This is a genomic window from Haloarchaeobius pelagicus (assembly GCF_051207375.1).
Lineage (GTDB): Archaea > Halobacteriota > Halobacteria > Halobacteriales > Natrialbaceae > Haloarchaeobius.
In genome coordinates this window covers 468,666-493,378 of the sequence record NZ_JBPJZD010000001.1, presented here as the reverse complement: position 1 = coordinate 493,378, position 24,713 = coordinate 468,666, and the positions used below count along the sequence as shown (strand labels likewise).

General features: G+C 67.3%; 28 protein-coding genes and 1 tRNA gene. 9 read left to right on the top strand and 20 right to left on the bottom strand.

Features of this window, described 5'->3' with window-relative positions:
• Positions 1–457: 457 nt before the first annotated feature.
• The 9 genes from ACSC1S_RS02625 to ACSC1S_RS02585 all read right to left on the bottom strand — a co-directional run bounded on the left by ACSC1S_RS02625 (position 458) and on the right by ACSC1S_RS02585 (position 7,798).
• Positions 458–1,987, bottom strand: coding sequence for a cobyric acid synthase (locus ACSC1S_RS02625; RefSeq protein WP_435363035.1), 1,530 nt, complete (start codon positions 1,985–1,987; stop codon positions 458–460).
• Positions 1,984–2,688: an adenosylcobinamide amidohydrolase gene (locus ACSC1S_RS02620; RefSeq protein WP_435363034.1), complete on the bottom strand. Its 705-nt coding sequence runs from the start codon at positions 2,686–2,688 to the stop codon at positions 1,984–1,986. Before ACSC1S_RS02620 ends, ACSC1S_RS02625 begins: the two co-directional genes overlap by 4 nt.
• Positions 2,688–3,701 (bottom strand): threonine-phosphate decarboxylase, encoded by a 1,014-nt coding sequence (locus ACSC1S_RS02615; protein ID WP_435363033.1) that lies wholly within the window; start codon positions 3,699–3,701, stop codon positions 2,688–2,690. Before ACSC1S_RS02615 ends, ACSC1S_RS02620 begins: the two co-directional genes overlap by 1 nt.
• Positions 3,691–4,698 (bottom strand): nicotinate-nucleotide--dimethylbenzimidazole phosphoribosyltransferase, encoded by a 1,008-nt coding sequence (locus ACSC1S_RS02610; RefSeq protein ID WP_435363032.1) that lies wholly within the window; start codon positions 4,696–4,698, stop codon positions 3,691–3,693. Before ACSC1S_RS02610 ends, ACSC1S_RS02615 begins: the two co-directional genes overlap by 11 nt.
• Positions 4,689–5,240 carry an NTP transferase domain-containing protein gene (locus tag ACSC1S_RS02605; RefSeq protein ID WP_435364576.1) on the bottom strand — a complete coding sequence of 184 codons (552 nt, stop codon included), beginning with the start codon at positions 5,238–5,240 and terminating at the stop codon, positions 4,689–4,691. Before ACSC1S_RS02605 ends, ACSC1S_RS02610 begins: the two co-directional genes overlap by 10 nt.
• The gene (gene cobS, locus ACSC1S_RS02600; protein WP_435363031.1) at positions 5,240–6,025 is read right to left on the bottom strand and encodes an adenosylcobinamide-GDP ribazoletransferase; all 786 of its coding nucleotides are present in this window, start codon (positions 6,023–6,025) and stop codon (positions 5,240–5,242) included. The genes ACSC1S_RS02605 and cobS overlap by 1 nt, the downstream gene beginning before the upstream one ends.
• Positions 6,016–6,918, bottom strand: coding sequence for an adenosylcobinamide-phosphate synthase CbiB (gene cbiB / locus ACSC1S_RS02595; protein ID WP_435364575.1), 903 nt, complete (start codon positions 6,916–6,918; stop codon positions 6,016–6,018). The genes cobS and cbiB overlap by 10 nt, the downstream gene beginning before the upstream one ends.
• Positions 6,915–7,538 (bottom strand): HAD family hydrolase, encoded by a 624-nt coding sequence (locus ACSC1S_RS02590; RefSeq protein WP_435363030.1) that lies wholly within the window; start codon positions 7,536–7,538, stop codon positions 6,915–6,917. The genes cbiB and ACSC1S_RS02590 overlap by 4 nt, the downstream gene beginning before the upstream one ends.
• Positions 7,539–7,724: 186 nt before the next feature.
• Positions 7,725–7,798: transfer RNA gene (locus ACSC1S_RS02585), tRNA-Tyr, on the bottom strand.
• Positions 7,799–7,965: 167 nt separating this feature from the next.
• Between ACSC1S_RS02585 and ACSC1S_RS02580 the strand changes: the two genes are divergently transcribed.
• The 3 genes from ACSC1S_RS02580 (at position 7,966) to ftsZ (ending at position 10,156) form a co-directional block, all read left to right on the top strand.
• Positions 7,966–8,565 (top strand): double zinc ribbon domain-containing protein, encoded by a 600-nt coding sequence (locus tag ACSC1S_RS02580; RefSeq protein WP_435363029.1) that lies wholly within the window; start codon positions 7,966–7,968, stop codon positions 8,563–8,565.
• A 197-nt stretch (positions 8,566–8,762) separates the two neighbouring features.
• Positions 8,763–8,945, top strand: coding sequence for a transcriptional regulator CdrS (cdrS, locus tag ACSC1S_RS02575; protein WP_261650227.1), 183 nt, complete (start codon positions 8,763–8,765; stop codon positions 8,943–8,945).
• Positions 8,946–8,947: 2 nt separating this feature from the next.
• Complete coding sequence (ftsZ, locus tag ACSC1S_RS02570; protein WP_435363028.1) at positions 8,948–10,156, top strand: cell division protein FtsZ; 1,209 nt, start codon at positions 8,948–8,950, stop codon at positions 10,154–10,156.
• Positions 10,157–10,299: 143 nt separating this feature from the next.
• Here ftsZ and ACSC1S_RS02565 read toward each other — a convergent pair whose 3' ends face one another.
• From ACSC1S_RS02565 to ACSC1S_RS02550, 4 genes are all read right to left on the bottom strand, one after another.
• Positions 10,300–10,893 carry a hypothetical protein gene (locus ACSC1S_RS02565; RefSeq protein ID WP_435363027.1) on the bottom strand — a complete coding sequence of 198 codons (594 nt, stop codon included), beginning with the start codon at positions 10,891–10,893 and terminating at the stop codon, positions 10,300–10,302.
• Between the two features lie 81 nt (positions 10,894–10,974).
• Positions 10,975–11,250 (bottom strand): NUDIX domain-containing protein, encoded by a 276-nt coding sequence (locus ACSC1S_RS02560; RefSeq protein WP_435363026.1) that lies wholly within the window; start codon positions 11,248–11,250, stop codon positions 10,975–10,977.
• 55 nt (positions 11,251–11,305) lie between these two features.
• Positions 11,306–12,283, bottom strand: coding sequence for a tRNA 2-thiolation protein NcsA (ncsA, locus tag ACSC1S_RS02555; protein WP_435317252.1), 978 nt, complete (start codon positions 12,281–12,283; stop codon positions 11,306–11,308).
• Positions 12,284–12,342: 59 nt separating this feature from the next.
• Positions 12,343–13,047 carry an alpha/beta fold hydrolase gene (locus ACSC1S_RS02550; RefSeq protein WP_435363025.1) on the bottom strand — a complete coding sequence of 235 codons (705 nt, stop codon included), beginning with the start codon at positions 13,045–13,047 and terminating at the stop codon, positions 12,343–12,345.
• Positions 13,048–13,163: 116 nt separating this feature from the next.
• Here ACSC1S_RS02550 and ACSC1S_RS02545 point away from each other — a divergent pair, with 116 nt between their 5' ends.
• The 6 genes from ACSC1S_RS02545 (at position 13,164) to ACSC1S_RS02520 (ending at position 17,897) form a co-directional block, all read left to right on the top strand.
• Positions 13,164–13,628, top strand: a complete 465-nt coding sequence (locus ACSC1S_RS02545; RefSeq protein ID WP_435363024.1) for a lamin tail domain-containing protein — start codon at positions 13,164–13,166, stop codon at positions 13,626–13,628.
• A 178-nt stretch (positions 13,629–13,806) separates the two neighbouring features.
• A complete protein-coding gene (locus ACSC1S_RS02540) occupies positions 13,807–15,849 on the top strand; it encodes a histidine kinase N-terminal 7TM domain-containing protein (RefSeq protein ID WP_435363023.1) in 2,043 nt (680 codons plus the stop codon).
• A gap of 95 nt (positions 15,850–15,944) precedes the next feature.
• Positions 15,945–16,412 carry a DUF4442 domain-containing protein gene (locus tag ACSC1S_RS02535; RefSeq protein ID WP_435363022.1) on the top strand — a complete coding sequence of 156 codons (468 nt, stop codon included), beginning with the start codon at positions 15,945–15,947 and terminating at the stop codon, positions 16,410–16,412.
• A gap of 66 nt (positions 16,413–16,478) precedes the next feature.
• Positions 16,479–17,129, top strand: coding sequence for a DUF7095 family protein (locus ACSC1S_RS02530; RefSeq protein WP_435317247.1), 651 nt, complete (start codon positions 16,479–16,481; stop codon positions 17,127–17,129).
• A gap of 77 nt (positions 17,130–17,206) precedes the next feature.
• Positions 17,207–17,410, top strand: coding sequence for a hypothetical protein (locus ACSC1S_RS02525; RefSeq protein ID WP_435363021.1), 204 nt, complete (start codon positions 17,207–17,209; stop codon positions 17,408–17,410).
• A gap of 79 nt (positions 17,411–17,489) precedes the next feature.
• Entirely contained in the window at positions 17,490–17,897 is a 408-nt protein-coding gene (locus ACSC1S_RS02520) for a thioredoxin family protein (protein ID WP_435363020.1), read from the top strand.
• Positions 17,898–18,049: 152 nt separating this feature from the next.
• Here ACSC1S_RS02520 and ACSC1S_RS02515 read toward each other — a convergent pair whose 3' ends face one another.
• The 7 genes from ACSC1S_RS02515 to ACSC1S_RS02485 form a co-directional block, all read right to left on the bottom strand.
• Positions 18,050–19,129 carry an aminopeptidase gene (locus ACSC1S_RS02515; RefSeq protein ID WP_435363019.1) on the bottom strand — a complete coding sequence of 360 codons (1,080 nt, stop codon included), beginning with the start codon at positions 19,127–19,129 and terminating at the stop codon, positions 18,050–18,052.
• Between the two features lie 120 nt (positions 19,130–19,249).
• A complete protein-coding gene (locus ACSC1S_RS02510) occupies positions 19,250–20,329 on the bottom strand; it encodes an aminopeptidase (protein WP_435363018.1) in 1,080 nt (359 codons plus the stop codon).
• A gap of 188 nt (positions 20,330–20,517) precedes the next feature.
• A complete protein-coding gene (locus ACSC1S_RS02505; protein ID WP_435363017.1) occupies positions 20,518–21,609 on the bottom strand; it encodes an aminopeptidase in 1,092 nt (363 codons plus the stop codon).
• A 54-nt stretch (positions 21,610–21,663) separates the two neighbouring features.
• The gene (locus ACSC1S_RS02500; protein ID WP_435363016.1) at positions 21,664–22,530 is read right to left on the bottom strand and encodes a DUF7351 domain-containing protein; all 867 of its coding nucleotides are present in this window, start codon (positions 22,528–22,530) and stop codon (positions 21,664–21,666) included.
• Between the two features lie 48 nt (positions 22,531–22,578).
• A complete protein-coding gene (locus tag ACSC1S_RS02495; protein ID WP_435363015.1) occupies positions 22,579–22,752 on the bottom strand; it encodes a hypothetical protein in 174 nt (57 codons plus the stop codon).
• A 51-nt stretch (positions 22,753–22,803) separates the two neighbouring features.
• Entirely contained in the window at positions 22,804–23,595 is a 792-nt protein-coding gene (locus ACSC1S_RS02490; protein WP_435363014.1) for a class I SAM-dependent methyltransferase, read from the bottom strand.
• Between the two features lie 225 nt (positions 23,596–23,820).
• The gene (locus ACSC1S_RS02485; protein WP_435317238.1) at positions 23,821–24,660 is read right to left on the bottom strand and encodes a deoxyribonuclease IV; all 840 of its coding nucleotides are present in this window, start codon (positions 24,658–24,660) and stop codon (positions 23,821–23,823) included.
• Positions 24,661–24,713: the final 53 nt, after the last annotated feature.

Below are 24,713 nucleotides of genomic sequence, written 5' to 3'. Positions count from 1 at the left end.
TTACTCGGGTGAAAGAAATGTGGTTGGCGTCAGGTGTCGTCCGGCCGAACACCGCCGCCGTCTCCAGGGTCGTCGACCTGTCGTCCGCCTGGCCAACGCGGGAGACGCCGTCGAAGGCGAGCCCACCGGCACCGAAGAGTGCCACCGATTTCAGCACCGTTCGTCGACTACTGGTTGGGGGACCTGCATCACCCATGCGGGAAGCGTCCCGCTAATCGCCCACCAATAGACATCAATTACTAGATTGTTTCGTCACGGAACCGGGACTGTTTCACTCCCAACCGGTCTACCAGCACCCAGAAACGAACAATACGTCCGACGCCTCACCACCCCCAGGGTCCCAACCCATCGTCTCTGTTTCCTGACCACCGAAAGGGGGGAAAGAGACTGCGTGTGACTGGCGTCGACTGGTCAGGGCGAGTGCCCGTAACCATTCGAAGAACGGGTAGGGTAGCTCCTATAAGTTTCGGCCGTCAGATGACCTGTTACCAGTGGCTTCCGACGTGGGGAAAACCCCCGAGAGGTCGACGCTGTCGGCCACCAGCGCGGCGGCCCGGTCAGCGGAGTCCGTGACAGTCCCCTGGCCGGTGTCGCCGGGGTCGACACCCAGGCGTTCGAGGAACGCCCGCCGGGCGTTCCGGTTCTCGAACAGGCCGTGGAGGTACGTCCCGCACACGTCGTCGGTGGCGGCCCCGAGTGCGGCACTCGCGTCGCCGTCGACCGCGAAGGGCGTCATCACGTCCCCCGTCGCGACCGTCTCGCCGGCGTGAATCTCGTAGCCCGAGACCGGTCCCTCGGCACCCGCCAGTGGGCCGACGCCCGCGAGGTCGTACGTCGCGGGACGGACCTGCTTCTCGTGGTCGAAGCGGGTGACGACGGGCAAGCGGCCGACCCCGTCGATGGTTCGCTCGGTTCCGGTTCCCTCGACGTGGGCGTTCTCGATACACTCACCCAGCAGCTGGTAGCCGCCACAGAGGCCGACGATTGGACCCTCGAAGGCTCGCAATGCCTCGTCGAAGCCGGCCTCGCGGAGCGCCCGCAGGTCGTCGACCGTGTTCTTCGTCCCCGGGATGACCACGGCGTCGACGTCCGACAGCCCGTCGTCGAGCGGGAGGTAGACGACCCGGACACCGTGTTCACGGGCGAGTGGCTGCAGGTCGGTCGCGTTCGAGACGTGCGGGAGCCGTGGCACCCCGATGCGGACCGGGTCCGGATGGTCGTCCGCCCCGTCGACCCGGCGCTGGCCGACCGGCGGGAGCGCGACGCTGTCCTCCTCGGGGAGCCCGGGGTCGTCGTACGGAACCACGCCGAGCACCGGGACGCCGGTCCGGTCCTCGAACGCGTCGAGGCCGGGCTGAAGGATGTCGAGGTCGCCCCGGAACTTGGTGATGACCACGCCTGCGACCTGCTCGCGGATATCCTCGGGCACGAGTTCGAGCGTCCCCACCAGCGAGGCGAACACGCCGCCGCGCTCGATGTCGGCGACGAGTAGGATGTCCGCATCCGCGAACCGTGCGGTCTCGACGTTCGCGAGGTCGCGGTCGTGGAGGTTTATCTCGGCGATGCTACCCGCACCCTCCGCGAGAATCACGTCGTACTTCGCGGCCAGCCGGCGATACGCTCCCTCGGCCGCGCCCCGTGCCTCCTCCCAGTGCTCGGCGTAGTAGGAGCCGGCTTCGAAGTGCCCGACCGCCTGCCCGTCGATGACCAGCTGGGACTCGCCGTCGCCCCGGGGCTTGAGCAACACCGGGTTCACGTCGGTCGTCGGCTGGATTCTCGCGGACCGGGCCTGCACGTACTGCGAGACGCCGATCTCGCCCCACTCGCCGTCGGGCGTCGGGGCGACGTGGGCGTTGTTGCTCATGTTCTGGGCCTTGAACGGCGCGACCGACACGCCACGGTCCGCGAGCAGCCGGCAGAGACCGGCGACCACGGTCGACTTCCCGACGTGACTGGCGGTCCCGGCGACGAGCACGGTGTGGGTCACGGCTGGAACACCTCGGCCCGAACGTCGGTCGAGACGCCGTAGGGCGCGTCCTCGACACCCGACGGTGGGTCGGTCTCCGCGTATCGCGCAGTCAATGACGCGGCGATGGCGTCCCGGACACAGGCGCGGGCGGCCGCTCCGACCGGGGTGGCACTCCCCGAGAACTCGGCCGGGTCGCCATCGGGGTCCGCGGCGACCACCACCGCGTCAGAGGTCGTGCCGGGGACGCCGACCGCGTCGAGCAGGGTCGCGGCCTTCGCCTCGGCGGCGACCGCGACCAGGTTCGCCAGCGCGCCGGGCGCGAGATTACGGGTCGTGCCCACGACGACGTTGACGGTCCCGGCGACGAGTTCCCCGGTCGGAAGGCTCCCACCAGCGGGGTCCATCGGCAGCTCGGCCGGGTTCGAGACGCCCGCCGTCACGTAGGCTTCGACCGGGCCGCAGCGTGCGCCCCGGAGGTGTGCGAGGTCGACGCCGGTGAGCAGGACCGGTGAGTCCGGGACCATCCCCGGGTCGAACCCGGCAGCCGCCAGTCGGTCGGTCACGTACTCGTCGAGGTCGTCGCAGTGCCAGCCCTCTGGCACCGAAATCGTGTAGGCGGCGTCGGCCCGCGAGCGACCGCCCCGCCAGCCTGTCGAGAGCCAGGTGGTGTCGGGCCGGGCGAGCCGGAGAACGTCGTCGGCGCTCGTCGTCTCGAACATCAGTGTGCGACTCCGAGCGCTGCCAGTGCCTGGTCGGTCGCGTCGCGGTTCTTGACGGCGATTCTGACGTGTGAGTCGAGGGTCCGGAAGGTCCGGGCGTCCCGGAGGACCACGCCCGCCTCGCGCGCCCGGTCGAGCAGTGCGTCCACGTCGCGGTCGCGACAGTCGAGCAGCAGGAACGGGGCGTCGGACGGGGCCACGTCGAAGTGCGGTTCGAGCGCGTCTCGGAGTTTCGCTCGCTCCCGGGCGACCGTCTCGCGGGTCGAGGCGACGAACTGGGTCTGGCGGAGACAGTGTGCCCCGACGGCGGCCGCGGGCGTCCCGAGGTTCCAGGCGCGCCGGGCCGTGTCCAGCGCGTCGCGGTCCGCGCCGGTCGCGACGGCGTAGCCGGCCCGCAGCCCGGGAAGTCCGAACAGTTTGGTCAGGGAGCGGGCGACGATGACGCCGTCGTGGCCGGCCAGCGACGCCTGGTCGGTGTACCCCAGGAACGCCTCGTCGGCGAGCAGCGGGATTCCCGAATCGGCACACCGGTCCGCGAGGGCGACCAGGTCATCGCGGGATGGGCACTCCCCGGTCGGGTTGTTCGGGGTGCAGGCGATGACCATGGCGTGGTCGGCCGGGTCGGTCGCCAGCATCTCGTCGTGCTCGACGAACACCGGGTCGGCCCCCTGGAGGCGGACCTCGCGAGCGTACTCGCCGAAGCTGGGAGAGGGAACCACGACCGTCTCCCCGGGACTGACCGTCGTCTGGATGGCGAGCCGAATCGCGGCGAGCCCGCCCGGCGTCGGCACCACCTGCTCGGGACGGCAGCCGACGAAGGCTGCGGCCGCGGCCCGGAACTCGTCGTACCGGTCGTCGGGGTAGCGGTCCGCCTCGGCGAGCGCCGCGGTGTAGATGCACTCGGTGCCGGGTGGGGTCTCGGGGTTCGTGTTCGCGCTCAGGTCGAGCACGCTTCTATCAGTGGTCCCGCCGTGGGGCACCCGCTTGGCGTCGCGAACCGAGTCAGGGTGCATCCTCGCCTCCCGCCGGCTCGTCGACGACCGACGCGTACACCCGGGGAATCGCCTCGCGGACCGCCGGCAGTGCGTCGGCCCGGTCCGCCAGGGCGAGTGCGCCGCCGAGGCCGACGCCCTCCTTGGCCTCCCCGGCGACGTAGCGGGCCATGGCGACGTGCTCTCCGGACTCGAAGCCGGGGTCGGTCACGGTCAGGTCGAGGTCGAGCCGCCGGGCGGCGTCGGCCAGGTCGTCCACGTCGTCGGCCACGAAACTGGTCGTGGCGAGTTCCATCGACTGCTCGCCCCCGGCGTGTCTGACGAGCGCGCCGGCGGTCAGCAACTGGGTCCCGCCGCCCAGGGTGACGCGAGTCCCGGATTCGAGCGCGCCGAGGGCGAGCCCGGCGACGGTCGCGAGGACGGGGTCACCCATCCGCCGGACCGCCTCGCGCGGGTCACCGGCGCAGTCACCGGGTTCGAGCCCGGAGGCTGCCAGCCCCTCGCGGACGACCTCGCGCTTCTGTTCGAGCGGATTGTCCGGGAACGACGACGAGACGGTCGCGACCTCGCCGAGAGCCCGTAAGACACCGAGTGCGGTGGTCGTCCCGCCGGGGACGGTTTCGCCCACGACCACGTGCTCGTCGGGGAGTGCCCGGCCGAACTGGCGGGCCGCGGTGAACGCGCCGGGTGCAGTCGGGACGGGGTTCGCCTCACGGATGTCCGCGCCCGTTCTGGCTCCGACGGACACGGTCGGTGCGCCCGTGGGCTCTGCGAGCCCCGCGTCGACCACGGTCACGTCGAACCCGAGTTCCTCGCGGACCGCCCGGGTGAGGATGGCCGGCGTCGGACAGCCCGACGGACTCACCGGGACGACCGGCGCGCGGACCGGCTGGCCGTAGGTGAGGATCTCGGCGTCGGCACTCGGCGTATGACGCATCAGGTCGGGGTCCGCCCCGGCGGCGCTGATGCCCTCGATGCTGGCGGTCTCGGTCGACCCCGCACACAGGATCAGTCGCATAGTTCCTCCGCGAGGTCGGCGTCTGACTGGCGGTTCACGTTCACGGCGAGTCGGGCGTCGTAACTGGTATACATGGTCTCGGAATCGGTGTCGGCGACGACGTTCACACCCGTCGGGGCGTACCCGTCGAATTCGGTGTCACAGCTCGCGCCGAGGGCGCGCTTCAGTTCGGTCGGGACGACGACGGCCAGCGAGTCCCCCGCGAACCGGTCAAGCACGCGGTCGACCACGACCGGCGCGAGCAGGGGGAGGTCGGCGGCCACCGTCAGCACCGGCGCGTCGACGGTAGCGAGGGCGGCCTGCAGGTCGGCGACGTACCCGTCGCCAGGGGTCTGGACGAGGGAGAATGGTTGCCCCTCGATTGCAGCATTCGAGAGATGCGCTCGCGTCTCGGGGGCGTGCGGGGAGACGGCTGCGTGCACGGTCTCCACCCGGCTCCCGGCGAGTGCCGCCACCACCCGGTCGACCATCGGCGTCCCGGCGATGGGGTAGAGCGGTTTCTCCGTCTCGGAACCGAGGCGAGTTCCCCGGCCGCCGCACATCACGAGAGCGTCCACGCGATCACCCCCACGTGGAGTCCGGCCACCCGGGCGAACTCGTTGGTCGCGCCGAACACGTCCCCGCTGACCCCGCCGAGGCGGTCGTCGGCCCACGCCAGGGCGACGAGAGCGACGAGGATTCCGGCCCCGAGCGCGGCGAGCGTGACGACGGCGACCGGCTGCCAGTCCGGCGTCGGCACGCCGAGGAGGACGACTGGCGTCGCGAGGGCAATGCCGGATGCGGTCGTGCCGCGGCCGGCGTCGGCCATCAGTGCGCTCCCGAACCCCTCGTGGGCCGCCTCACCGAGACCGACGAGCAGGACCATCCCCGCTTTGGCACCGACCTCGCTGGCGACGACGACGGCGACCGCGCCCGCCAGAGGCAGACCAGCGACCGCGACCCCGCCCAGTGCGAGTCCGACGAGCACCAGCCCGACCGCGGCGAGCGCGCCCACCCCGGTCGTGGTGTCCTTCAGCACCTCACGGCGGTCGGCCGGCGAGCCGTGAACCACCGCGGCGTCACCGCAGTCGGCCACCCCGTCGAGGTGGTTGATGCCCGTCGCGAGGTACACCGCGAGCAGGTAGCCGAACCCGACGACTGTAGCCGGGAGCGCGAGCAAATTGCCCACGACGACCGGGAGCGCACAGAGCACGCCGACGAGGTAGCCCACGGGGACCATCGCGACGGGAGCCTGTCGGTAGGCGTCCCACGCCGCCTCGTCGTGACCTGCAGGCAGCCGCGTCAGGAACCCGAGCGCCCCCCGGAGCGCGGCGAGGCTCAGAGCCACGCGACCACCCCGGCGTAGAGCACGGCGACGAGCCCCGCCGACCCGACCACCTGAATCCCCCGCCGGGCTTTCTGTGGCGACGGCAGGTCCGCACCCGCGTTCAGGACGTACACGCCCGGCTTCTCCAGCCGGACGTCCAGGACCGCCGCGATGGCCCCCATCGGCCACCCGGAGTTCGGCGACGGGACCTCCGAGAGCCAGTACCGCGCCCGGAGGAGTGCTCGTGGCTGCCTGGCCGCCTGCACGATGAGAAGCGCCGAGAGCCGCGCCGGGAGCCACATCACCACGTCGTCGAGTCTGGCCGGAGCCCAGCCGACCGGCTTCGAGTGATAGCCCAGCATCGAATCGAGCGTGTTCACCGCCTTCACCCACACGGCCGCCGCGGCCGCGAACGGGAGTGCGACGGTTGTAAACAACGTAAACGCAAACAGCGGCGCGACGAAGCCGTCTGCCAGATTCTCCGCGACCGACTCGACCGCCGCACTCCTGAGTTGCCCCGCGGAGAGCTCGCTCGCGTCCCGCCCCGCCAGCGACAACAGTGCTTCGCGGGCTTCCGCCTCGTCGTCCTCCGACAATCGAACCACCCGAAGCCCCTCGCGCAACAGCATCCGCAGACTGGTCGTCAGGTACAGCGCGACCGCCGCCGCGCCAGCGCCGTACCAGGTGTCGTACTGCTCGACGAGAAAGACCAGCCCGCCCACCACACCTGCGGCCACCACCGGCAACACCAGGGTCGCCAGCGCCCCCACGAGCCGCGGGTGCGACCACTCCCGGTCGACCGACGCGACGAGTTTGCCGAACCACGCCACCGGGTGCGCCTCGGTCGGCGGCTCACCCGTGAGCACGTCGAGTGCGAAGCCGGCCCCGACCGCGGCCGCCGCCGCGACCGTCACCCGGACCACCCCAGTTCCACCGGGAGCGAGCCCAGGGGCGTCTCCGCGATGTCGACGAACCGGCCGCCTGCATCCGTGATGCCCCCGTCGGTCCCCGGGTCGTCCCCGACGTGGACGAGGGCTTCGACATCGCAGTCAAGCTGGCGCGCCACCGTCTCGAAGATGTGTGCGTCGGGCTTGCGCCAGCCACAGGCGACGCTGGTGACGATGGTGTCGAAGTCACCACGCCCCAGGTCCGACCGGACGAGCGTCCGCCCGACGAGCTCCGGCACCGCGCAGTTCGAGCAGAGCGCGACCGGTCCCTGTTCCCGTGCGGCCTCGACTGCTGCAACTGCACCCTCTCGGGTCCTGACCTCGGGGTCGAACGCCGAGACGACCGCCCGCCGCGGCGCGTTCCCCGGCGCGTCGACGCCGCGGCTCTGCAGGGCTGCCGAGACGTGCGCCGGCAAGGGGACTTCCGCGCCCGCGGGCGCGTCAATGTGGACCTCCCGGTACGCCGCGGCCCAGTCGTCGGGGACTGCGACATCGCGGTCTCGGAGTGCCTCAGCGACCGCTTCTGCTGGGTCTGCCGGACGGTCCACGTCCACGAGCGTCCCGAAGAGGTCGAACGAAACTGCCACTACCGTAGGACTAGCGCAACTTCACTTGAACATCGCGGTCGTGGGTGGGGCGGTCTACCCTCCCCGATGTTGAACACCGTGAGACATGCTCGCTTCGCTGCGCGTGACTCACGAGCTCAAATCGGCTCGGTAGAACGTGCTTCCCGCTCACGGTCTCACTTCGTTCGACGGTTCGCGGAAAAGCAGTCCGCCCTCCCCGATTTGAACGGGGGACAAGTCGATCTACAGTCGACTGCTCTACCAGTCTGAGCTAAGGGCGGGCGTACTTTCAGATAGACGCCGGATGCGACATAAGGGTTATTATCTGGTCCGGCCGCGACACATTGTAGCAGCCCACGAGCAGCAGAACAGAGCGTCAGACGTTCGTCAGACGAGGAGGGGTTACATTCAAGTGCTTGCTCTATAATGAGTTAGTCGGATTGCAGGTATGAGTAAGATTACCGTGCGTGCGGATGACGACCTGGTCGAGCGGCTGGAGGCCAGGGACGAGTCCAAGAGCCAACTCGTCCGCGACGCGCTGCGGGCCTATCTCGACGGCGATGCGTCCGAGGCCGTCGCGAGCGACGCGGCCGGTCAGGAGGAGCTGTCGGCCGAGAACCACGGGAGTCTGGACGACCTCGTTGCCTCGCGTGTGGACGCGCTGGTTGACGCGCGCGTGGACGAGGTTCTCGAACAGAAACTCGACGCGGCCATGGCGCAGCGCCGGCAGGACCTGAACCTCACCATCGCGCTCGACGGGGTGCAGGCTGCGGACGGTGCCAGCGTCGACGCGTCGGAGCAGGTGTCGGACACCAGTCCGGCCACGGCGGTCGGCGGTGTGTCCGACACCGCGGGTGACGTGACCGAAACGACCTGCGGGCAGTGCGGCGAGTCGGTCGACGGCGACCACGTGTACTGCCCGAACTGCGGCGAGAAGGCCGCACACCGGGCGTACTGCGAGTGTGGCGACGAGGTTCGGTCGGACTGGGCGTTCTGTCCGAGCTGCGGTCGCCGGACGCCGGCGGCGGACGTGCTTGACTCGACGTAGGACACGGTGAGGAATCGAAACCTGTTATCGGCGGTACCTTTATTACGTAAGACACAGTGCATACAGTCGCGTAAGACAAATTGTCTTACACGGGGCGGAATGGGAGTTTACGGGGCTCCCGTGGCCGTAATCGCCGTGTAAGACGATGCGCGTGCGAACTGCGCACATGCGTGACGTCTTACCAGGGGAATACAACCATGGAGCGTGTGACACTGCGAATACCGAAACAGCAGATAGAGGAGGTAGAACAGATGGTCGAGACGGGAGAGTTCCCGAATCGAAGCGAGGCCATTCGGTCGGCCGTTCGTGAGATGCTTAACGAACAACAGACCGAGCGCTCGGGTGCGGGCGAGAAACAGCGCACCTGGGCCAAGGTGTAACGATGCAGGATATCGTTCAAGACGCCCTCGAACACGAGGAACGCGAGAAACAGCAGAAACAGGACTTCGACGGCGACGAGTTCGGTGACCCCCGAATCGTCATCGTCGGGTGCGGTGGCGCGGGTAACAACACCGTCAACCGCCTGTACAACATCGGCGTCGATGGGGCCGACACGGTCGCCATCAACACCGACAAGCAGCACCTCAAGATGATCGAGGCCGACACGAAGATACTCGTCGGCAAATCCCTGACCAACGGGCTCGGTGCGGGTGGCGACCCCTCGATGGGTGAGCGCGCGACCGAGATGGCACAGGGCACGGTCAAGGAGGTCCTCGGCGACGCCGACCTCGTGTTCGTCACAGCGGGCATGGGTGGCGGGACGGGGACCGGTGCAGCGCCGGTCGTCTCCAAGATCGCCAAAGAACAGGGCGCTATCGTCGTCGGCATGGTGTCGACGCCGTTCAACGTCGAGCGTGCACGGACGGTCAAGGCCGAGGAAGGGCTGGAGAAGCTCCGCGAAGCCGCGGACTCCATCATCGTCCTCGACAACAACCGCCTGCTCGACTACGTCCCGAACCTGCCCATCGGCAAGGCGTTCTCGGTGATGGACCAGATCATCGCCGAGACGGTCAAAGGCATCTCCGAGACCATCACGCAGCCGAGCCTCATCAACCTCGACTACGCCGACATGACATCCATCATGAACCAGGGCGGCGTCGCGGTGATGCTGGTCGGCGAGACACAGGACAAGAACAAGACGCGGGAGGTCGTCAACGACGCGATGAACCACCCGCTGCTTGACGTGGACTACCGCGGTGCTTCGGGCGGACTCGTCCACATCACTGGCGGCCCCGACCTCACACTCAAGGAGGCCGAGGGTATCGCGAACAACATCACCGAGCGCCTCGAGGCGAGTGCGAACGTCATCTGGGGTGCCCGGATCCAGGAGAACTACAAGGGCAAGGTGCGCGTCATGGCCATCATGACGGGCGTCCAGAGCGCCCAGGTGCTCGGTCCGAGCACGCAGAAGCAGGCCGACCGGTCCCGGGAAGCCATCGACGGCGGTGGCTTCGACGCCAGCGAGGCGGACTTCGGCAACGCCAGCTCAGCCAGCTCAAACTCCTCGAGCAACCGGAGCTTCGGGAGCACGCGTGGCGACGGCGGACGCGACGAGGTCGAGCAGAACAACGGCCTCGACGTCATCCGCTGACGCAGACACAGTCGTACCAGTCGTCCCCCTGACCGGGGACACGATTCACCAACTACCCCCACCCGGGGGTTCTTCTCTCCACCGTTTTCACACCTGTAACCGCCGGTCTCGCTGTCTCTTCTCTCGTGACGCCGGTCTCGCGGTCAGATACCGGTCTCGCGTTCGATGGTCTCGACGAGCGGGCGGAAGTTCGGCGACTCGGTGAACGCCTCGGTCGCGATGCGGAAGACGTCGATGGTCGCCTGGCCGTCCGAGCCCTCGACCACGACAACCCAGTTTCCGCTCCCGGCTTCTGTCCACTCGCCGTCGACGTCCCGGACGAGCGACTCCCCGAGGTAGCTCCCGAGCGACTGGACGAGACCGTAGAGCGTGCGCGCCTCCGGGCCGCCATCCGCGTCGGGGTCGACACCGGCGAACGCGCCCGGATCCCAGTTCTCGGCGACGAGACTGTCGAGGTGGTCGAGCGAGTCGACACTGTAATCGAGCGGGTACTCGTGCCAGAAGTCGACGAACTCCTGGGCCTCGTACGCGAACGCCTCGGGCGGCTCCCGGGGCGGTTGTTCGGGCGCAGCGCCGGGTGCGTCGGGTAGGCCGAAGTCGTCGGCGTCGTCGGGGTCGGGTGCCGTCGCGTACATCCGGTCCGGGTCCGAGGCGGGGGTCGCCCGTTCCTCCGGCTCCGGCTCCCGGTCCGACGGCGGCGACCCGAACAGTTCCCGCAGGCTATCGAGGAGTCCCATGCGGGGAGGTACGACCGCCGTCGGAAAGCGGTTTCGGGGCACGAGCACGGGTGTCTTACCCGACCACGACTGTCGCGGCCGTCACTCCAGGAACCGTCTGACGTCGGCCTCGCGGTGGACCGCGACCTCCCAGTCCTCGCCCGACTCGACGCCGCCACCGGGGAGTATCCAGCCGTCGCTCCAGTCGTTCTGGATGAGGAGGAGTCGGCCGTCGTCGTCGGTGACCCCCACCACGACGCCGCCCTCGATGGTTCCGGCGCGGTCGCGGGCGGCCTCGAACTCCCCGGCTGGCAGGACGTGTATTCGCTCGACGTAGTCGACGGAACCGCGGTCGAGGAGGTCCTCGGGATAGCTCATCGGCGGTGCTACGCGGGTGGTCGACGAAGGAGGTGGGATTTCGGGGCGTCGACACTCAGACTGCGCCGAGCGCGTCGAGCAGCGAGCACTTCCGACAGCGGTCGCGGGTGGTCGTCGAGCCACACTCCTCGCACTCGGTCAGGTCGGCTTTCGAGCCGTCTCCGTCGTCGCGGTAGCGCTCGGCGACGATTCCTGCGACCTCCTCGTAGCCGGCCATGATGGAGTGACGGGTGCCGGGGTGGTTCTCCTCGAGGTCGAACAGCAGGCGCTGTATCTCGCCGCGGTAGGCTTCGCTGGAATGCGGGCACTCGGTGATGTGCGCCGGGAGGTCCTGCAGGTGGCAGTAGAGCGCGACCTCCTTCTCGGGCACGTCACGCAGCGGCTTGGCGCGGGGGACGAACTCGTCCTGGTCTTCCCTGTCGTCGAAGGTCCCGATACTCGCGTCGAAGTGCTTGGCGATCTGGGCGACGTCCCCCTCGAGGAAGTTCATCAGGGCGGTCTGGGCCTCGTCGTCGAGGTTGTGCCCCGTCAGCAGTTTGTCCGCGCCGAACTCGTCGGCGTACTTTTCGAGGAGGTCCCGCCGGAACACGCCGCAGTAGGCACAGGCAGCCATGTTCTCCGGGTCCTGCTCGACCACGTCGTCCATGCGGACGCCGAACTCCTCCTCGTAGGTGACGAGTTCGTGGCGCATCTCGAGGTCCGCGGCGAGTTCGACGCAGGCGTCGACGCTCTCGTCCCGGTAGCCCTCGATGCCCTCGTGGATGGTCAGCGCGATCATCTCGATGCGAGGGTCGGGGGCGAAGATGTCGTCCAGGATGTGGGTGAGCACCACGCTGTCCTTCCCGCCGGAGAGGCCGATGACCCACGTCTCGGGGTCCTCGGGCGTGGCGTGCTGTGGCACGAGTCCGTCCTCGCGAATCCGTCGGCGCACCCGCTTCTCGACGGATGCACAGAAGTGCGTCTCGCAGAGGTGTGCGCCGGAGTACGCGGCGTGCATCACCGCCTCGCGGTCGCACTTGGTGCACTCGGTCATCGCCCGTAGTTGCCGCCACGCCGGGATACGGGTTTCGTTGTCCAGTCTCGGGAGCTGTCTTACACCGCCTCGACTGCGGCCAGCCCGCCGTCGACCGCCGCGAGCACGTCGTCGACGTACGCCTCGCGGCGCTCGGAGGAGAACAGTTCGTGGCCGCCGTCGTACAGCACGACCTGCGATTCTGGGACCGCGTCCCCGATGGCGCGGGTGCTGACGACCTGGTCCCGCAGCGTGCAGAAGACGACCGCGTCGTCGTCGATCGGGGGCCGTTCCCGGTGGCCGCGGCGCGTCTCGCGGATGAACCGCGGCGAGACGTTCCCCGGGCCGTCTGCCAGTTGTGAGTCGGTCGCCAGCGACCCGATGGCTTCGCGGGTGCTGACGCCCGAGGGGATGAGCTTCCGTCGAACACCGAGTTTCGCGGCGGTGTCGAGGAGCCACGCCGGCGTGTCCGACGTGTAGCCCCACCACGGGCTGAGGTAGGTCGTCGTCTCGGCCCCGTCGAGGTAGGCCCCGATGAGTCCGCCCGTGCTGTGGCCGACCAGCCGATAGTCGTCGAGGTCGGCCACGAACTCCTTCGCGGGCCGGACCCACTCCCCGTAGAAGTCCGCTGGGAAGTCCGGAATCTGGAGCGTGTGGACGCGATAGCCGGCCCCCGCGAAACGCGATTCGAGCCACTGGACGTTGTCGTGGTGGAGTCGGTTCCCCCAGCCGAGTATCCAGACCAGGTCCTCGTCCCCATCCTCGTTCGTGACGCGGTGTTCCATATCCCGTCTGGATGGGTGCCGGGCGCATAAATCTCCGAGAACCGCGAGCATAGAACACCGAGTTGATTTTCCAGCGAGTCCGAAGCTATTCGGGGGTGGCGGGGATACGGGCGGGTATGCCGTCGTCCCGTTCGCGTCGCGACCTGCTCGCTGTATGCTCCGGTTCCCTCGCCGCCGCGAGCGCTGGCTGTCTGGAACGCATCAGGGGCGTCGTCGACCCGTCGCGGACGCGAACCCACCGGCCGACCGCCGAACTCCGGCTCACTATCGAGCGACCCGGTGACGCCGAAGAACGAGTCCTCGTCCACAACGACGGCGACGACATCGTCCAGTTACGGAGCTACACGCTCGACTTCGACGGACGCGGCACCTACCAGCTGGACACCATCCCACTCGAACCCGGCGGCGTCGTCGAGGTGAAGACGACCGGCGACGTCGACGGCGTGAAAGGCGGGAGCCCCCGACAGTTTCTGCGCGGCGCGAACTTCGACGAGCCACTCTGTCCCGGCGGTGGTGTCACGCTCCGCGGCCCACAGGGAACCCTCGTCACGCAGGTGGCCTGTCCCAACGCGACCACGTAACCGGGCAGGTCGTGGGGCCGCCGAGACGGCAAGAACATTGAAGTTTATAACCACCTTGCAGTACATAGCAAGCCCTGGTCCCGGTGCCGACGATGCTATGGAACGACGAACAGTCAGTCGACGACCCAACGACCAGCGCCAGCAGTCGGCAGGCAGTATCGCCCGGTGACACGTCGGCATGAGTCTGCAGCTGACGCCGTATCACCTGCCCCTTCTGTTCTCGGTGCTACTCTCGCTGGTCGTGGCGGGGCTGGCCATCAGGAACCGCGAGACGCCCGGGGGCCGGCCACTCGCCGTGTTCGCCCTCGCCGCCGGGGTGTGGACGGTCGCGGAGATCGGCAACCTCTCGGTGACGAGTACGGCCGACAAGGTGTTCTGGACGAACGTCGAGATAACCGTCTCGACCGTCGTGCCCGCGGCGTTCCTCCTCATCGCGCTCGAGTACACCGGTCGCCTCGACCGGCTGAACCGACCCTTCCTGGCGCTCCTCGCGGTCGAACCGCTCGTCCTGACCGCACTCGTCTGGACGAACGGGCACGGACACCGGCTGGTCCGGTCGGAGACGGGGCGGCGACTGGTCACCGACTCGTACTACATCATCACGGAGACGTTCGGCCCGGCCTTCTTCGGCCACGTCGTCTACTCGTACGCCCTCATCGCCGCGAGCCTCGTCCTCATCGCCCGGACCTCGGTCATCCACCGGGGCATCTACCTCCTCCAGAGCGCATCGTTCATCGCCGGGTGCCTCATCGTCCTCGTGGCGAACGTCGCGTACGTACTGGAGCTTACCCCGGACGGGCTCGACCCGACCAACGTGGCGTTCGTCGCCTGCTCGGGCGTGTTCCTGTTCGCGATTCGGAGCCAGCAACTGCTCGACGTGGTCCCAGCGACTCGCGAGTTCGCCCGGGACGAACTCGTCGCGAACCTGCCCGACGCCATCGTCGTCCTGAACGGGGCCGACCGGGTCGTCGACCTGAACCCGGTCGCCGAGGAGGTCTTCGAGGTCGAGAACGCCGACGTCATCGGCGAACCCGTCCGGTCGGTCGTCCCGGAGTTCACCACGATTCTGGACGAGGACCGCTCCGACCTCCGACTGACGCGCGACGGCCAGCAGCGCTACTACGACGCCCAGCAGTCACCGATCGACCGTGGCTTCGGGACGGTGACGGGCCGACTCGTCACCCTGCGGGACGTGACCGACCGGAAGCAGACCGAGGACCGCTACCAGACGCTCATCGACCGCTCGCTCGACCTCATCACCATCCTCGACGAATCGGGCGTCATCAAGTACGAGAGCCCGTCGATACGGCACGTCCTCGGGTACTCTCCCGACGAACTCATCGGGGAGAACGCGTTCGAGTACGTCCACCCCGACGACAGGGCGGAGACGCTCGACGTGTTCTACCAGGACCTCGTCGCCGAGGACCCCGGGGCCGAGGCCGCCACCGAGTTCCGGTTCGAGGACTGTGACGGGAACTACCGCTGGCTCAGCGCGCGGGCCCGCAACCTGAACGACGACCCCCGGATTGCCGGGTTCGTCGTCAACCTCAGGGAAGTGACCGACCGGAAGCGCCACGAGCAACAGCGCAACGTCATGCATCGCCTCCTCCGGCACAACCTGCGCAACGATATGACGGTCGTCCGCGGGTACGCGGACCTGCTCGCCGAGCGAGCCGACGGCGACGTCGACGAGTACGCGGCCGCTATCGACGAGCGACTGGAGAAGGTCGTCTCGCGAAGTGACAAGCTCAAACGCGTCACGACCCGGCTCGACTCGGGCGACAGCCGGTCGCTCGACCTCACGTCGGTCCTCGAGTGCGCCATCCAGTCCGGCCGCGAGCGACGCGACGACGCGACCATCACCACGGACATCTGTGCCCTGCCGCCGGTGCGCGCCAACGAGGCGATAGAGATCGCGTTCACCGAACTCGTCGAGAACCCGCTCGAACACGGCGGCGAGGAGCCGCGGGTCCACGTCGCAGCCGAGGCCGACGACGAGACGGTGACCGTCACGGTAAGCGACGACGGGCCGGGTATCCCGGACGCCGAACTCGAACCCCTCAGGAACGACCGCGAGACCGCCCTGAAACACGGCAGCGGTGTGGGTCTCTGGCTCGTCAGCTGGGTGGTGCAGTCACTGAGCGGCGACCTGGCGTTCGACGTGGACGACGGGACGACCGTCACGGTGGAGCTTCCGCGGGCGTCGACCCAGACGGCGTGACCGACAACCCGAGACGACGTGGGTCTCGTTCCACCCGAAACCACGCGACTCGCGTTCCACAGCAGTAAGGTAGCCGGCGGACGCTGTGCTTGCCAATGAGCGAGTCCTGGCGCACGCGACTGTTCCGCCTCGGGTTCAACGTCTGGCCCTCCTACCGCGGCACCGGTGGCCGGGTCCAGTACATCGCCGACGACTGGCAGGAGATACACATCCGGATTCCCCAGAGCTGGCGCACCCGCAACTACATGGGCACCATCTTCGGCGGGAGCATCTACGGGGCCTGTGACCCGATGTTCGCGATGATGCTCATCAAGGCGCTGCCCGGCAAGTACGTGGTCTGGGACAAGGCCGCCGAGGTCCGGTTCAAGAAACCCGGCACCGAGGACCTCTACGCCCGGTTCCGGATGCCGGACGAGGAACTCGACGCCATCCAGTCCGCCCTCGAAGAACAGGACTCGGTCGACCGGGAGTACACCGCCGACGTGGTCGCCGAAGACGGCACGGTCCACGCCACCGTCGAGAAGACGGTGCACGTCTCCACCGACGAGAGCAAGCTGGCCTGAGCCGACCGTCCCGGTTCCCGCCCCGAAGCGAGGACGTTTTTCCCTTCCGGTGGGTACGACAGGACGATGAGTCTCGAACGCGACGCGGCGCTCGACCGAGTCGAAGCCATCCTGGACGCGGTCGAGTCCGGCCCGCTGCCGGTCCCCGTCCGCGAGGTGTGGGTGTACGGCGACGTGGCCCTCGGTCTCGACCCGGTCGACCGTCTCGACGTCTACCTCACCAAGGACATCCTGCTGGGCGGCGACGCCTCTCGCGCCGACGAGTTCGAAGCCGAGTACGGCGTCAAAGGCGTCGGCCAGACCGTCCGCACCGAGTGGGCCGAGGAGTACCCGGAACACCTCCGGGCGAACGCGAACGGCCACGCCGCCCCGGAGAAGTGTCTCGCAGCGCACCTGCTCGAGGACGACGAACCGGTCCATCTGGAGGTGTGTAACGCCAGCTTCGAGGACAACGTCACCCAGCGGTTGGCGGGTGCGAAACGCCGCGAGGACTGGACGACCCTGCTCGACCCCCGCGGGGTCTGCCTGTGGGCCGAGGGACAGCGAAGTGAGGAGGCGATGCGCAAGCTCCGCGAGTCCGAACTCGCCCTGCCGACGCTCTCGCGAGCGCTCGGCATGCTCGGGCTGGAGGAAGAACAGGCGCAAGAAGCCGCGAAGGAGCTCCACGCGTGGCGCGACCAGCAGGAAGGCGCGACGGTCCGCGGCGACGTTGTCTGAGCCGGTACACGCGGGAGAATCCCCCGCTCCCAGTCCTGTCGATAAAGTATACCTGCGGGGCGGGAGAACCGCCGTCCATGGTCCCCACCTCAATCACCGACCGGTTCTCGGCTATCTCCCCCGTCTACGCCGTGACGCTCCCCATCATCGTCGCCCCCTGGGGCTACCTGTCCGGGTGGCTGTTCGGCACACACCTCGTCGGGTCCGACACCACGGCCGTCTGGCTGACGACCGTCCTGCTGACGGTCGCGGTCTTGCTCGTCGTGTCACTGCGGTCGTGAGAGCCGTGTCTCCCCACCCCAGTGCAGTCGTGTCAATAGAAACCATGGTTTTAATTCCGCCCATAGAGAATTTTGAACGATGTCCGAATCGCGCCCCTGGCCCGACGGCACGGTGACGCTGACGCCCGAGAACTTCGACGCCGTCGTCGGTTCGTATCCGACCACGCTCGTCTACATGTGGGCCGACGCCTGCGTGCCGTGCAAGGAGTTCAAACCCGAGCTGTCGGACCTGGCCGACGAGTGGCACGAGGAGGTGGCAATCGGGACGCTCGACACGGCCGCACACCCCGAACTGGCGAAACAGCACTGGAGCTTCACCGACCGGTTGCAGGGGAAGTTGAGCCGGACGTTCGACGGGCCGCTGCCGACGTTCTGTCTCTACGAGGGCGACGAAATGGTCGCCCAGACGACCGGCATCGACCGGGAGTACGCGCTCGATGGTCGGAAGAAAGAATACGTCCGCGAGTGGGTCGACGAGCAGCAGTAGCGAGAACGGGAATCCGTCCTAATTTTCGAACCTGTCTTCACGGCTCCCTTCGGTCGCCGTTCAGATACGAGGTTCTCGCTCCGCTCAGAACCTCGCTACTGCTCGCGGCTACGCCGCTCGCAATCGGAGACGCTCCCTGCGGTCGCGTCTCCCTACTCTTCGAACCAGAACTTCCCATCGCGCTGGATGACCTCGCCATCCACCTCGATGTACGAGTCCTGGCTCATGTCGACAATCATGTCCATGTGGACCGCCGAGTCGTTGAACTCTCCGCCCTCACCGACGGTCCCCTCGATGGCGCGGCCGATAGCGAGGTGGATAGTGTCGCCCATCTTCTCGTCGAACAGCATGTTGTAGGTGAACCGGTCGATATCGCGGTTCATGCCGATGCCGAGTTCGCCCAGGCGACGGGCACCGTCGTCCGTGTTGAGGACAGCCGCGAGCAGCTCCTCGTTCTTCTCGGCCTCGTACTCGACGACCTCGCCCTGCTCGAAGACGAGTCGGACACCCGTAACCTCGCGACCCTGGGCCATCAGCGGCTTGTCGAACAACACCTCACCCTCGACGCTGTCGGGGATGGGTGCAGTGAACACCTCACCGCCGGGGAGGTTGTTCTCACCGAAGTCGTTCTTCGTCAGGTTCCCACGGATGGACATCGTCAGATCCGTCGTGTCACCCGAGACGATGCGAACCTCGTCGGCGTCGTCGAGGCGGTCGACGACCTGCTGCTGGAGTTCGCGCTGTGCGCCCCAGTCCCGGTTGATGGCGCTCCAGACGAAGTCCTCGTAGGCGGGGGTGGACATCTCCGCCTTCTGGGCGTCGCCCGTGGCGGGGAACTGCGTGCCTACCCAGCGCTTCTCCATCATCGCGTCCTGAATCGGCTTGTTCAGCTTCGCGAGTGCCATGATCTTCTCGGGAGGGACATCGCTCGTCTCGTTCTTGTTCGAACTTCCACTGATGCCGATGAGGACGTCAGTCTCGTCCATGAGCGCCTGAAGGTGTTCCGGCAGGTCGAGTGTCTCCGGGTCGACCGCGAGGACGAATTCACGCATCGCCCGCGAGTCCTGTGTGAGCTGGACGGGGCGAGCACCGACCTCCCCCAGTTTCTTGAAAACGGCAGCGACGAGGTCGCTCGCCTCCGGGGGTGCAGCGACGATGACCTTGTCACCGGGCTGGATGTTCGTGGAGTGGTTGACGAGGATATCAGCGTGTTGTTCGATTCGTGGGTCCATACCAGACCGACGACTCGACCGGGATTAATGGTTCGCAGAACGACACTTCTGTCCGATAGTTGATATTGCGGCGAGTGCACACGGAACCAGAGACTGGTCCTCTGGGTGGCCGAGACGAGCCTACTGCTCGAACACGAACGTCCCGTCGCGCTGCACGACCTCGCCGTCGACCTCGATGTACGAATCCTCGCTCATGTCGACCAGCATATCGACGTGGACCATGCTCTCGTTGCACGGCTGGCCCTCCGGAACCACATCCTCTATCGCCGTTCCTAGCGCGAGGTGGATGGTGTCACCCATCTTCTCGTCGAACAGCATGTGGTTCGTCACCTGGTCGATGTCGCGATTCATCCCGATTCCAAGCTCACCGAGACGCTTTGCACCCTCGTCGGCGTCGAGGATGCTCGCCAGCGTCTCCTCGTTCTTCTCAGCCTCGAATTCGACCACCTCGCCCTCTTCGAACCGGAGCCACACCCCCGCTAGTTGCTTTCCGCGCTGGACGACCGGTACGTCGAAGCGTACCTCGCCCTCGACGGAGTCGGGGATAGGAACGGTGTAGACCTCCCCACCAGGAAGGTTTCGCTTCGCGTAGTCGTTCCCCGCGTCCATCCCATCGACCCGCATCGTGATGTCGGTCTCATCACCGGAAACGATGCGGACCTCCTCGGCAGGGTCGAGAAGTTCGACCAGTTGTTCCTGGAACGCTCGCTGTTCTTCCCAGTCCTTGTTCACGGCGTCGTAGACGAACTCCTCGTAGGCGGCCGTGCTCATCTCTGCCTCCTGGGCAGTCCCCGAAAGCGGGTGTATCGTCCCAACCCAGGGCGTGTCCATTCGCTCCTCGAAGACAGCGCGGTTCGCCTGACCCATCGCGTTCGAGATCTCGGGGTCCATCTCGCTCGACGCGCGCGTGTTCTCCATCCCCCACACCAGAACGACCTTGTCCGCGGCCTCGTAGGCGGCCAACCTGTGTTCCTTCAAAGACGCTGTACCGATATCGAGTTCTCCGAGGTACGCCTGCGAGGCGCGCGGACTGTCCCCGACTCGCATCGGAAGCGCGTTCCGCTCGCCGAGCAATTCGTACAGTGCCACGACGAACTCCTCGACCGCTGGCTTGGCTTCTACCAACACGTTCTCACCTGCCTGTACGTCGAGACAGTGGTCGACAACGATTTCGGCGTGTTTTCTGACACGAGGGTCCATGTGGGCAATCAACGCCCATGGACTGGAAAACCGTTCCGCGAAGCCCGTTTCTGTTTGCTTTCTGTCTGTTCTGTCGCTTCGGAGGGTTCCCCCGCTACTGCGCGCGACTCCGCCGCTCGCAATTCGGAGAGTCTCGCTCCCTGCGGTCGCCGTTCGGACTCGGAAACGCTCCCTGCGGTCGCGTCTCCCTACTCCTCGAACCCGTCCTCGAATCTAAAGGTCCCGTCGCGCTGCACGACCTCGCCGTCGACCTCGATGTAGGAGTCCTCGCTCATGTCGACGATCATGTCCATGTGCATCGCGCTCTCGTTGAGCGGCTGGCCGTCGGGGACGGTGTGGGCGATGGCCTTCCCGATGGCGAGGTGGATGGTGTCGCCCATCTTCTCGTCGAACAGCATGTTGTACGTGAACTCGTCGATGTCGCGGTTCATCCCGATGCCGAGTTCGCCCAGGCGACGGGCACCCTCGTCGGTGTTGAGCACCGCGGTCAGGACCTCCTCGTTCTTCTCGGCGCTGTGGTCGACGACCTCACCCTCCTCGAACTTCAGCCACACGTCGGTCATCTCGCGGCCCTGGGCCATCAGCGGCTTGTCGAACAGCACCTCGCCCTCCACGCTGTCGGGGACGGGTGCCGTGTACACCTCGCCGCCGGGCAGGTTGAGCTCGCCGAAGTCGTTGGCCGTGACCATCCCGTCGACGCTCATGCGGATGTCCGTCGTCTCGCCGGAGACGATGCGGACCTCGTCGGCCGGGTCGAGTATCTCGACCATGTTCTCCTGGAACTCGCGCTGGGCGTCCCAGTCCTTGTCGATGGCGTCGTAGACGAAGTCCTCGTACGCCGGGGTAGACATCTCCGCCTCCTGGGCGTTCCCGGACGCGGGGTACTGTGTGCCGACCCAGCGCTTGCCCATGCGCTCCTTGCCGATGGGCTGGTGGGCCGTCCCGAACGCGCTCATGGTCTCCGGCGGGACGTCGCTTCGCTCGTTCGTGTTCTCGTCACCGCGGATGATGATGACCACGTCCGTCTCCTCCATCTGGGCGAGGTCGTGCTCGGAGAGGTCGAAGTCGTCCGGGTCCGAGGCACGGAGGTAGGCACGGAGGGCGCGCCCGGACCGCATCGACAGCGACGGGCTCGCACCGATCTCGCCGAGTCGTTCGTAGACGGCGACCACGAGGTCCTCCGCGACCGGCGGGGCCATCACGAGGACGTTGTCGTCGGGTTCGACGCTGGTGGAGTGGTTGACGATGATATCGGCGTGGCGCTCGATTCGGGGATCCATACACCCACGTCTCACGGTGTGTAAAAAAGCGTTCCCAGAAGCAGCGTTCTGTATTCAGTCCGAGGTGTCGAAGCGCTCGGTCTCCACGACCGCCCCGTCGCCGTCGAGGGTCGCCCGGAACGTCTCACCGTTCTCCTGAATCTCCAGTCGGTAGCGTGCCGGGTCTTCGCCGACCTGCTCGGCAGGCGTCTGTATCACCGGCAACAGCCACGGATAGGTGTCATCCACGTCGATGCCGTGGTCCCGGTAGAACGTGGCGAGGTCCGGATGCTGGAGAAGACAGATGCCGAGTGATGCCTGCGACTGCCGACCACACAGGCGACAGGTCCAGTACATGGCGTGGAACGACACGCCGTTGGCCTCCTGATACCGAACCTCGCTCTCGACGTGGCCGTAACACTCGGGACAGATGCCACGGGTGTTCAACAGGACCCGGCTGTGCGTGAGGTCGACCGAGAACGCGAGCAACTCCTCGACAGTTCGCCCAGTCGCCGCGGCTGGTGGGACGGTCGTCCGATAGAGTTCGTGTCCCTCGTCACAGCGCGCAGTGACCCGGCCCGCGTCGAAGCGCGCAGCCATCGGCGCGTCACAGATGGGGCAGTCGTGGTCGAGTGCGACCGGGTCACGCGTCTCGCTCTCGTCGAGGGTGCCGGCGAGGATGGCCGAGGCGACCTGCTGGCCCGCGTAGTTCAGCTCGTAGCCGTCGTCGGTCTGCTCGACGAAGCGACCGCGGAGCTTCCCGAGGTGATAGTTGAAGCGCCCGGAGTCTTCGACGCCGACACGGTCGCGCAGTTCCGAGAACGAGCGTTCCGGGTCGTCGGGGGTCTCGCGCCGGGCAGCGACGAGTGCCTCCACGATGGCGACCCGGATCGGGTCGCTCAGCGCGTCGAACGCCTTCGAGCGGTCACGTTCCTCGTACACACTGAATCTTCCTCCGGAGCCGAAAAAAGGGTACCGTGAGTCCGCCACTCAGCGCATCTCGTCGAGACCGTGCCGCAGGTTGGACTGTATCCAGGCCGCTGTGTTTCGCGTGTCGTAGATGATGGTCTCCTCCCGCGAGATGTCGAACGCGCTATACACCGCGTCGTCCGGTCTGTCGGTGGTGACGTCCTGTTCCATGACGGTGGGTGGGGCAGGGAGCACACTGAGTGGCCCCCCTAACCGGTTCGGGTCGGCACACGAACCAGGGAGCCACTACGTCCGGCCGACGGTGACGAAGAAGGGGACGGTCTCGGTACGGCGGTACGCCTCGTCCTGCATCTGCTCGATGACGGCCCGACCCATCTCCCGCCAGGCCGCCCGGAGGTCGTCGTACTCGGCGTCCGACAGCGTCTTTCGAATCTCCCCCGCGTCGCTCGCGAGGCCGGCCCCGCTGGCCTTCCGGGTCGCGGCCTCCAGCGCCGCCTGGTCGTAGGGCGGGGCGACGCTCCGGGCGTGGTCGTACCGCCGCGTCCGAACGTCGGTGAGCCCCGCCGTGGTGAACAGGTCCCGGGCGTCGGCCCCCAGCGCGACGTTCGTGTCCACGCCCGCCAGATAGGCCTCGCGGGCTTTCGCCGCCAGCCGGGATTCGGTATCGACCGTCGACTCGACCGTCACGAGGCTGTTGTCCGGTTCGACGGCCGCGACCGCGTCCCGGGACACCCGGGCGAACTCGCGGACCGCGGCGGCCGGGTCGGGGAGGTTGATGAGCAGCGCCTGGCACACCACGAGGTCGAAGCTGTCGTCCGGGAACGGGAGTCGCGTCGCGTCGCCCGCCACCACGGGCCCGACCTCCCGGGCGTGGGCGAGCAATCCGGGGTCGGCGTCGAGACCGACGACCTCGCCATCGCTCTCCTCGGCGAGGACCGCCGTCAGCTTCCCCGTGCCACAGCCCACGTCAAGCACCCGCTCGCGAGTGTCGAGTTCGAGGGGGGCGAGGGCCTCACGGGAGTCCGCCCACATCCCTTCGCGGGTCGCATCGAGGTAGTCGGCGTCGAATCTGCGCACGCGACCGCTTGGAGAGGCGACGGCAAAAACGGGTCGGTGTCCGGGAATCCGACACCGCCTGGTTCACGCGACCGGCAGGAACGAGAGGCCGACCGCGGCGATGGCGAGCATGGAGGCGATTAGCAACAGGGTGGTTCTGAACGAGACCATACACACCGCTTCCACAGCCAGTACTAAAGTGGCTCTGCTGACTGAAAGAACGATTTCAGTCGTCTCTCCAACCGGTCAGTTGGCGACCTCGCGCAGCTCCTTGACGCGCTCGATGTTCCAGGCGAAGCCCTTGCCGTCCTCCGTCGGGGTCTCGAGGACGAGTGGGACGTCCCGAATCATCTCGTGGTTGATGAACGCGCGCATGCCGTCCTCGCCGATGTAGCCCTCGCCGATGAGCGCGTGTTCGTCCTTGTTGGTGCCGCACTCGTGCTTGGAATCGTTGAGGTGGACGCACTGGAGGTGCTCGATACCGACGACCTCGTCGAACGCCTGCATCGTCTCGTCGACCGCTTCGGGCGAGGAGAGGTCGTAGCCCGCGGCGAACATGTGGGCCGTGTCGAGACACACGTCGAGGTCCTGCTCGGACCGGTCGAGGACCTCGGCGAGGTGCTCGAAGTCGCCGCCCAACTTGGTCCCCGAACCCGCGTCGGACTCGATGAGGACGGTCACGCCCTCGGGGATGTCGAGTTCGTCGAGCGCGCTCGCCGCGTTGTCGAGGCCGCCCTCGACACCCGCGCCGGTGTGGGCACCGAGGTGGACGTTCACGTACGGGATGTCGAGCTTGGCGGCCGCATCGACCTCCTTCTGCATGGAGTCGATGGACTTCTCGCGCAGGCCGTCTTTCGGCGTACAGAGGTTGACCAGGTAGGAAGAGTGGATGACCCAGGGACCCACGTCGTTCTCGTCGGAGCGCTGGCGGAACTGCTCGGCTTCCTCGTCGCCGATGTTGGGGTCCTGCCACACCTGCGGGGAGTGGGTGAATATCTGCCCGCAGTTACCGCCGTCTTCGACCTGACTGTCGACCGCGTTGTACACACCGCCCGCGATGGACTCGTGGGCACCGACTCGTAGCATACCAGACGGCAAGGAGGGCGGGAGGAAAGGCGTATCGGACCGCGACGGTCACA

Bases quoted from the DNA above. Each gene is read 5' to 3' on its own strand.
- ACSC1S_RS02620 (WP_435363034.1), bottom strand. From the start codon at position 2,688: ATGTTCGAGACGACGAGCGCCGACGACGTTCTCCGGCTCGCCCGGCCC.
- ACSC1S_RS02615 (WP_435363033.1), bottom strand. From the start codon at position 3,701: ATGCACCCTGACTCGGTTCGCGACGCCAAGCGGGTGCCCCACGGCGGG.
- ACSC1S_RS02610 (WP_435363032.1), bottom strand. From the start codon at position 4,698: ATGCGACTGATCCTGTGTGCGGGGTCGACCGAGACCGCCAGCATCGAG.
- ACSC1S_RS02605 (WP_435364576.1), bottom strand. From the start codon at position 5,240: ATGTGCGGCGGCCGGGGAACTCGCCTCGGTTCCGAGACGGAGAAACCG.
- ACSC1S_RS02580 (WP_435363029.1), top strand. From the start codon at position 7,966: ATGAGTAAGATTACCGTGCGTGCGGATGACGACCTGGTCGAGCGGCTG.
- cdrS (WP_261650227.1), top strand. From the start codon at position 8,763: ATGGAGCGTGTGACACTGCGAATACCGAAACAGCAGATAGAGGAGGTA.
- ftsZ (WP_435363028.1), top strand. From the start codon at position 8,948: ATGCAGGATATCGTTCAAGACGCCCTCGAACACGAGGAACGCGAGAAA.
- ACSC1S_RS02565 (WP_435363027.1), bottom strand. From the start codon at position 10,893: ATGGGACTCCTCGATAGCCTGCGGGAACTGTTCGGGTCGCCGCCGTCG.
- ACSC1S_RS02560 (WP_435363026.1), bottom strand. From the start codon at position 11,250: ATGAGCTATCCCGAGGACCTCCTCGACCGCGGTTCCGTCGACTACGTC.
- ncsA (WP_435317252.1), bottom strand. From the start codon at position 12,283: ATGACCGAGTGCACCAAGTGCGACCGCGAGGCGGTGATGCACGCCGCG.
- ACSC1S_RS02550 (WP_435363025.1), bottom strand. From the start codon at position 13,047: ATGGAACACCGCGTCACGAACGAGGATGGGGACGAGGACCTGGTCTGG.
- ACSC1S_RS02545 (WP_435363024.1), top strand. From the start codon at position 13,164: ATGCCGTCGTCCCGTTCGCGTCGCGACCTGCTCGCTGTATGCTCCGGT.
- ACSC1S_RS02540 (WP_435363023.1), top strand. From the start codon at position 13,807: ATGAGTCTGCAGCTGACGCCGTATCACCTGCCCCTTCTGTTCTCGGTG.
- ACSC1S_RS02535 (WP_435363022.1), top strand. From the start codon at position 15,945: ATGAGCGAGTCCTGGCGCACGCGACTGTTCCGCCTCGGGTTCAACGTC.
- ACSC1S_RS02530 (WP_435317247.1), top strand. From the start codon at position 16,479: ATGAGTCTCGAACGCGACGCGGCGCTCGACCGAGTCGAAGCCATCCTG.
- ACSC1S_RS02525 (WP_435363021.1), top strand. From the start codon at position 17,207: ATGGTCCCCACCTCAATCACCGACCGGTTCTCGGCTATCTCCCCCGTC.
- ACSC1S_RS02520 (WP_435363020.1), top strand. From the start codon at position 17,490: ATGTCCGAATCGCGCCCCTGGCCCGACGGCACGGTGACGCTGACGCCC.
- ACSC1S_RS02515 (WP_435363019.1), bottom strand. From the start codon at position 19,129: ATGGACCCACGAATCGAACAACACGCTGATATCCTCGTCAACCACTCC.
- ACSC1S_RS02510 (WP_435363018.1), bottom strand. From the start codon at position 20,329: ATGGACCCTCGTGTCAGAAAACACGCCGAAATCGTTGTCGACCACTGT.
- ACSC1S_RS02505 (WP_435363017.1), bottom strand. From the start codon at position 21,609: ATGGATCCCCGAATCGAGCGCCACGCCGATATCATCGTCAACCACTCC.
- ACSC1S_RS02485 (WP_435317238.1), bottom strand. From the start codon at position 24,660: ATGCTACGAGTCGGTGCCCACGAGTCCATCGCGGGCGGTGTGTACAAC.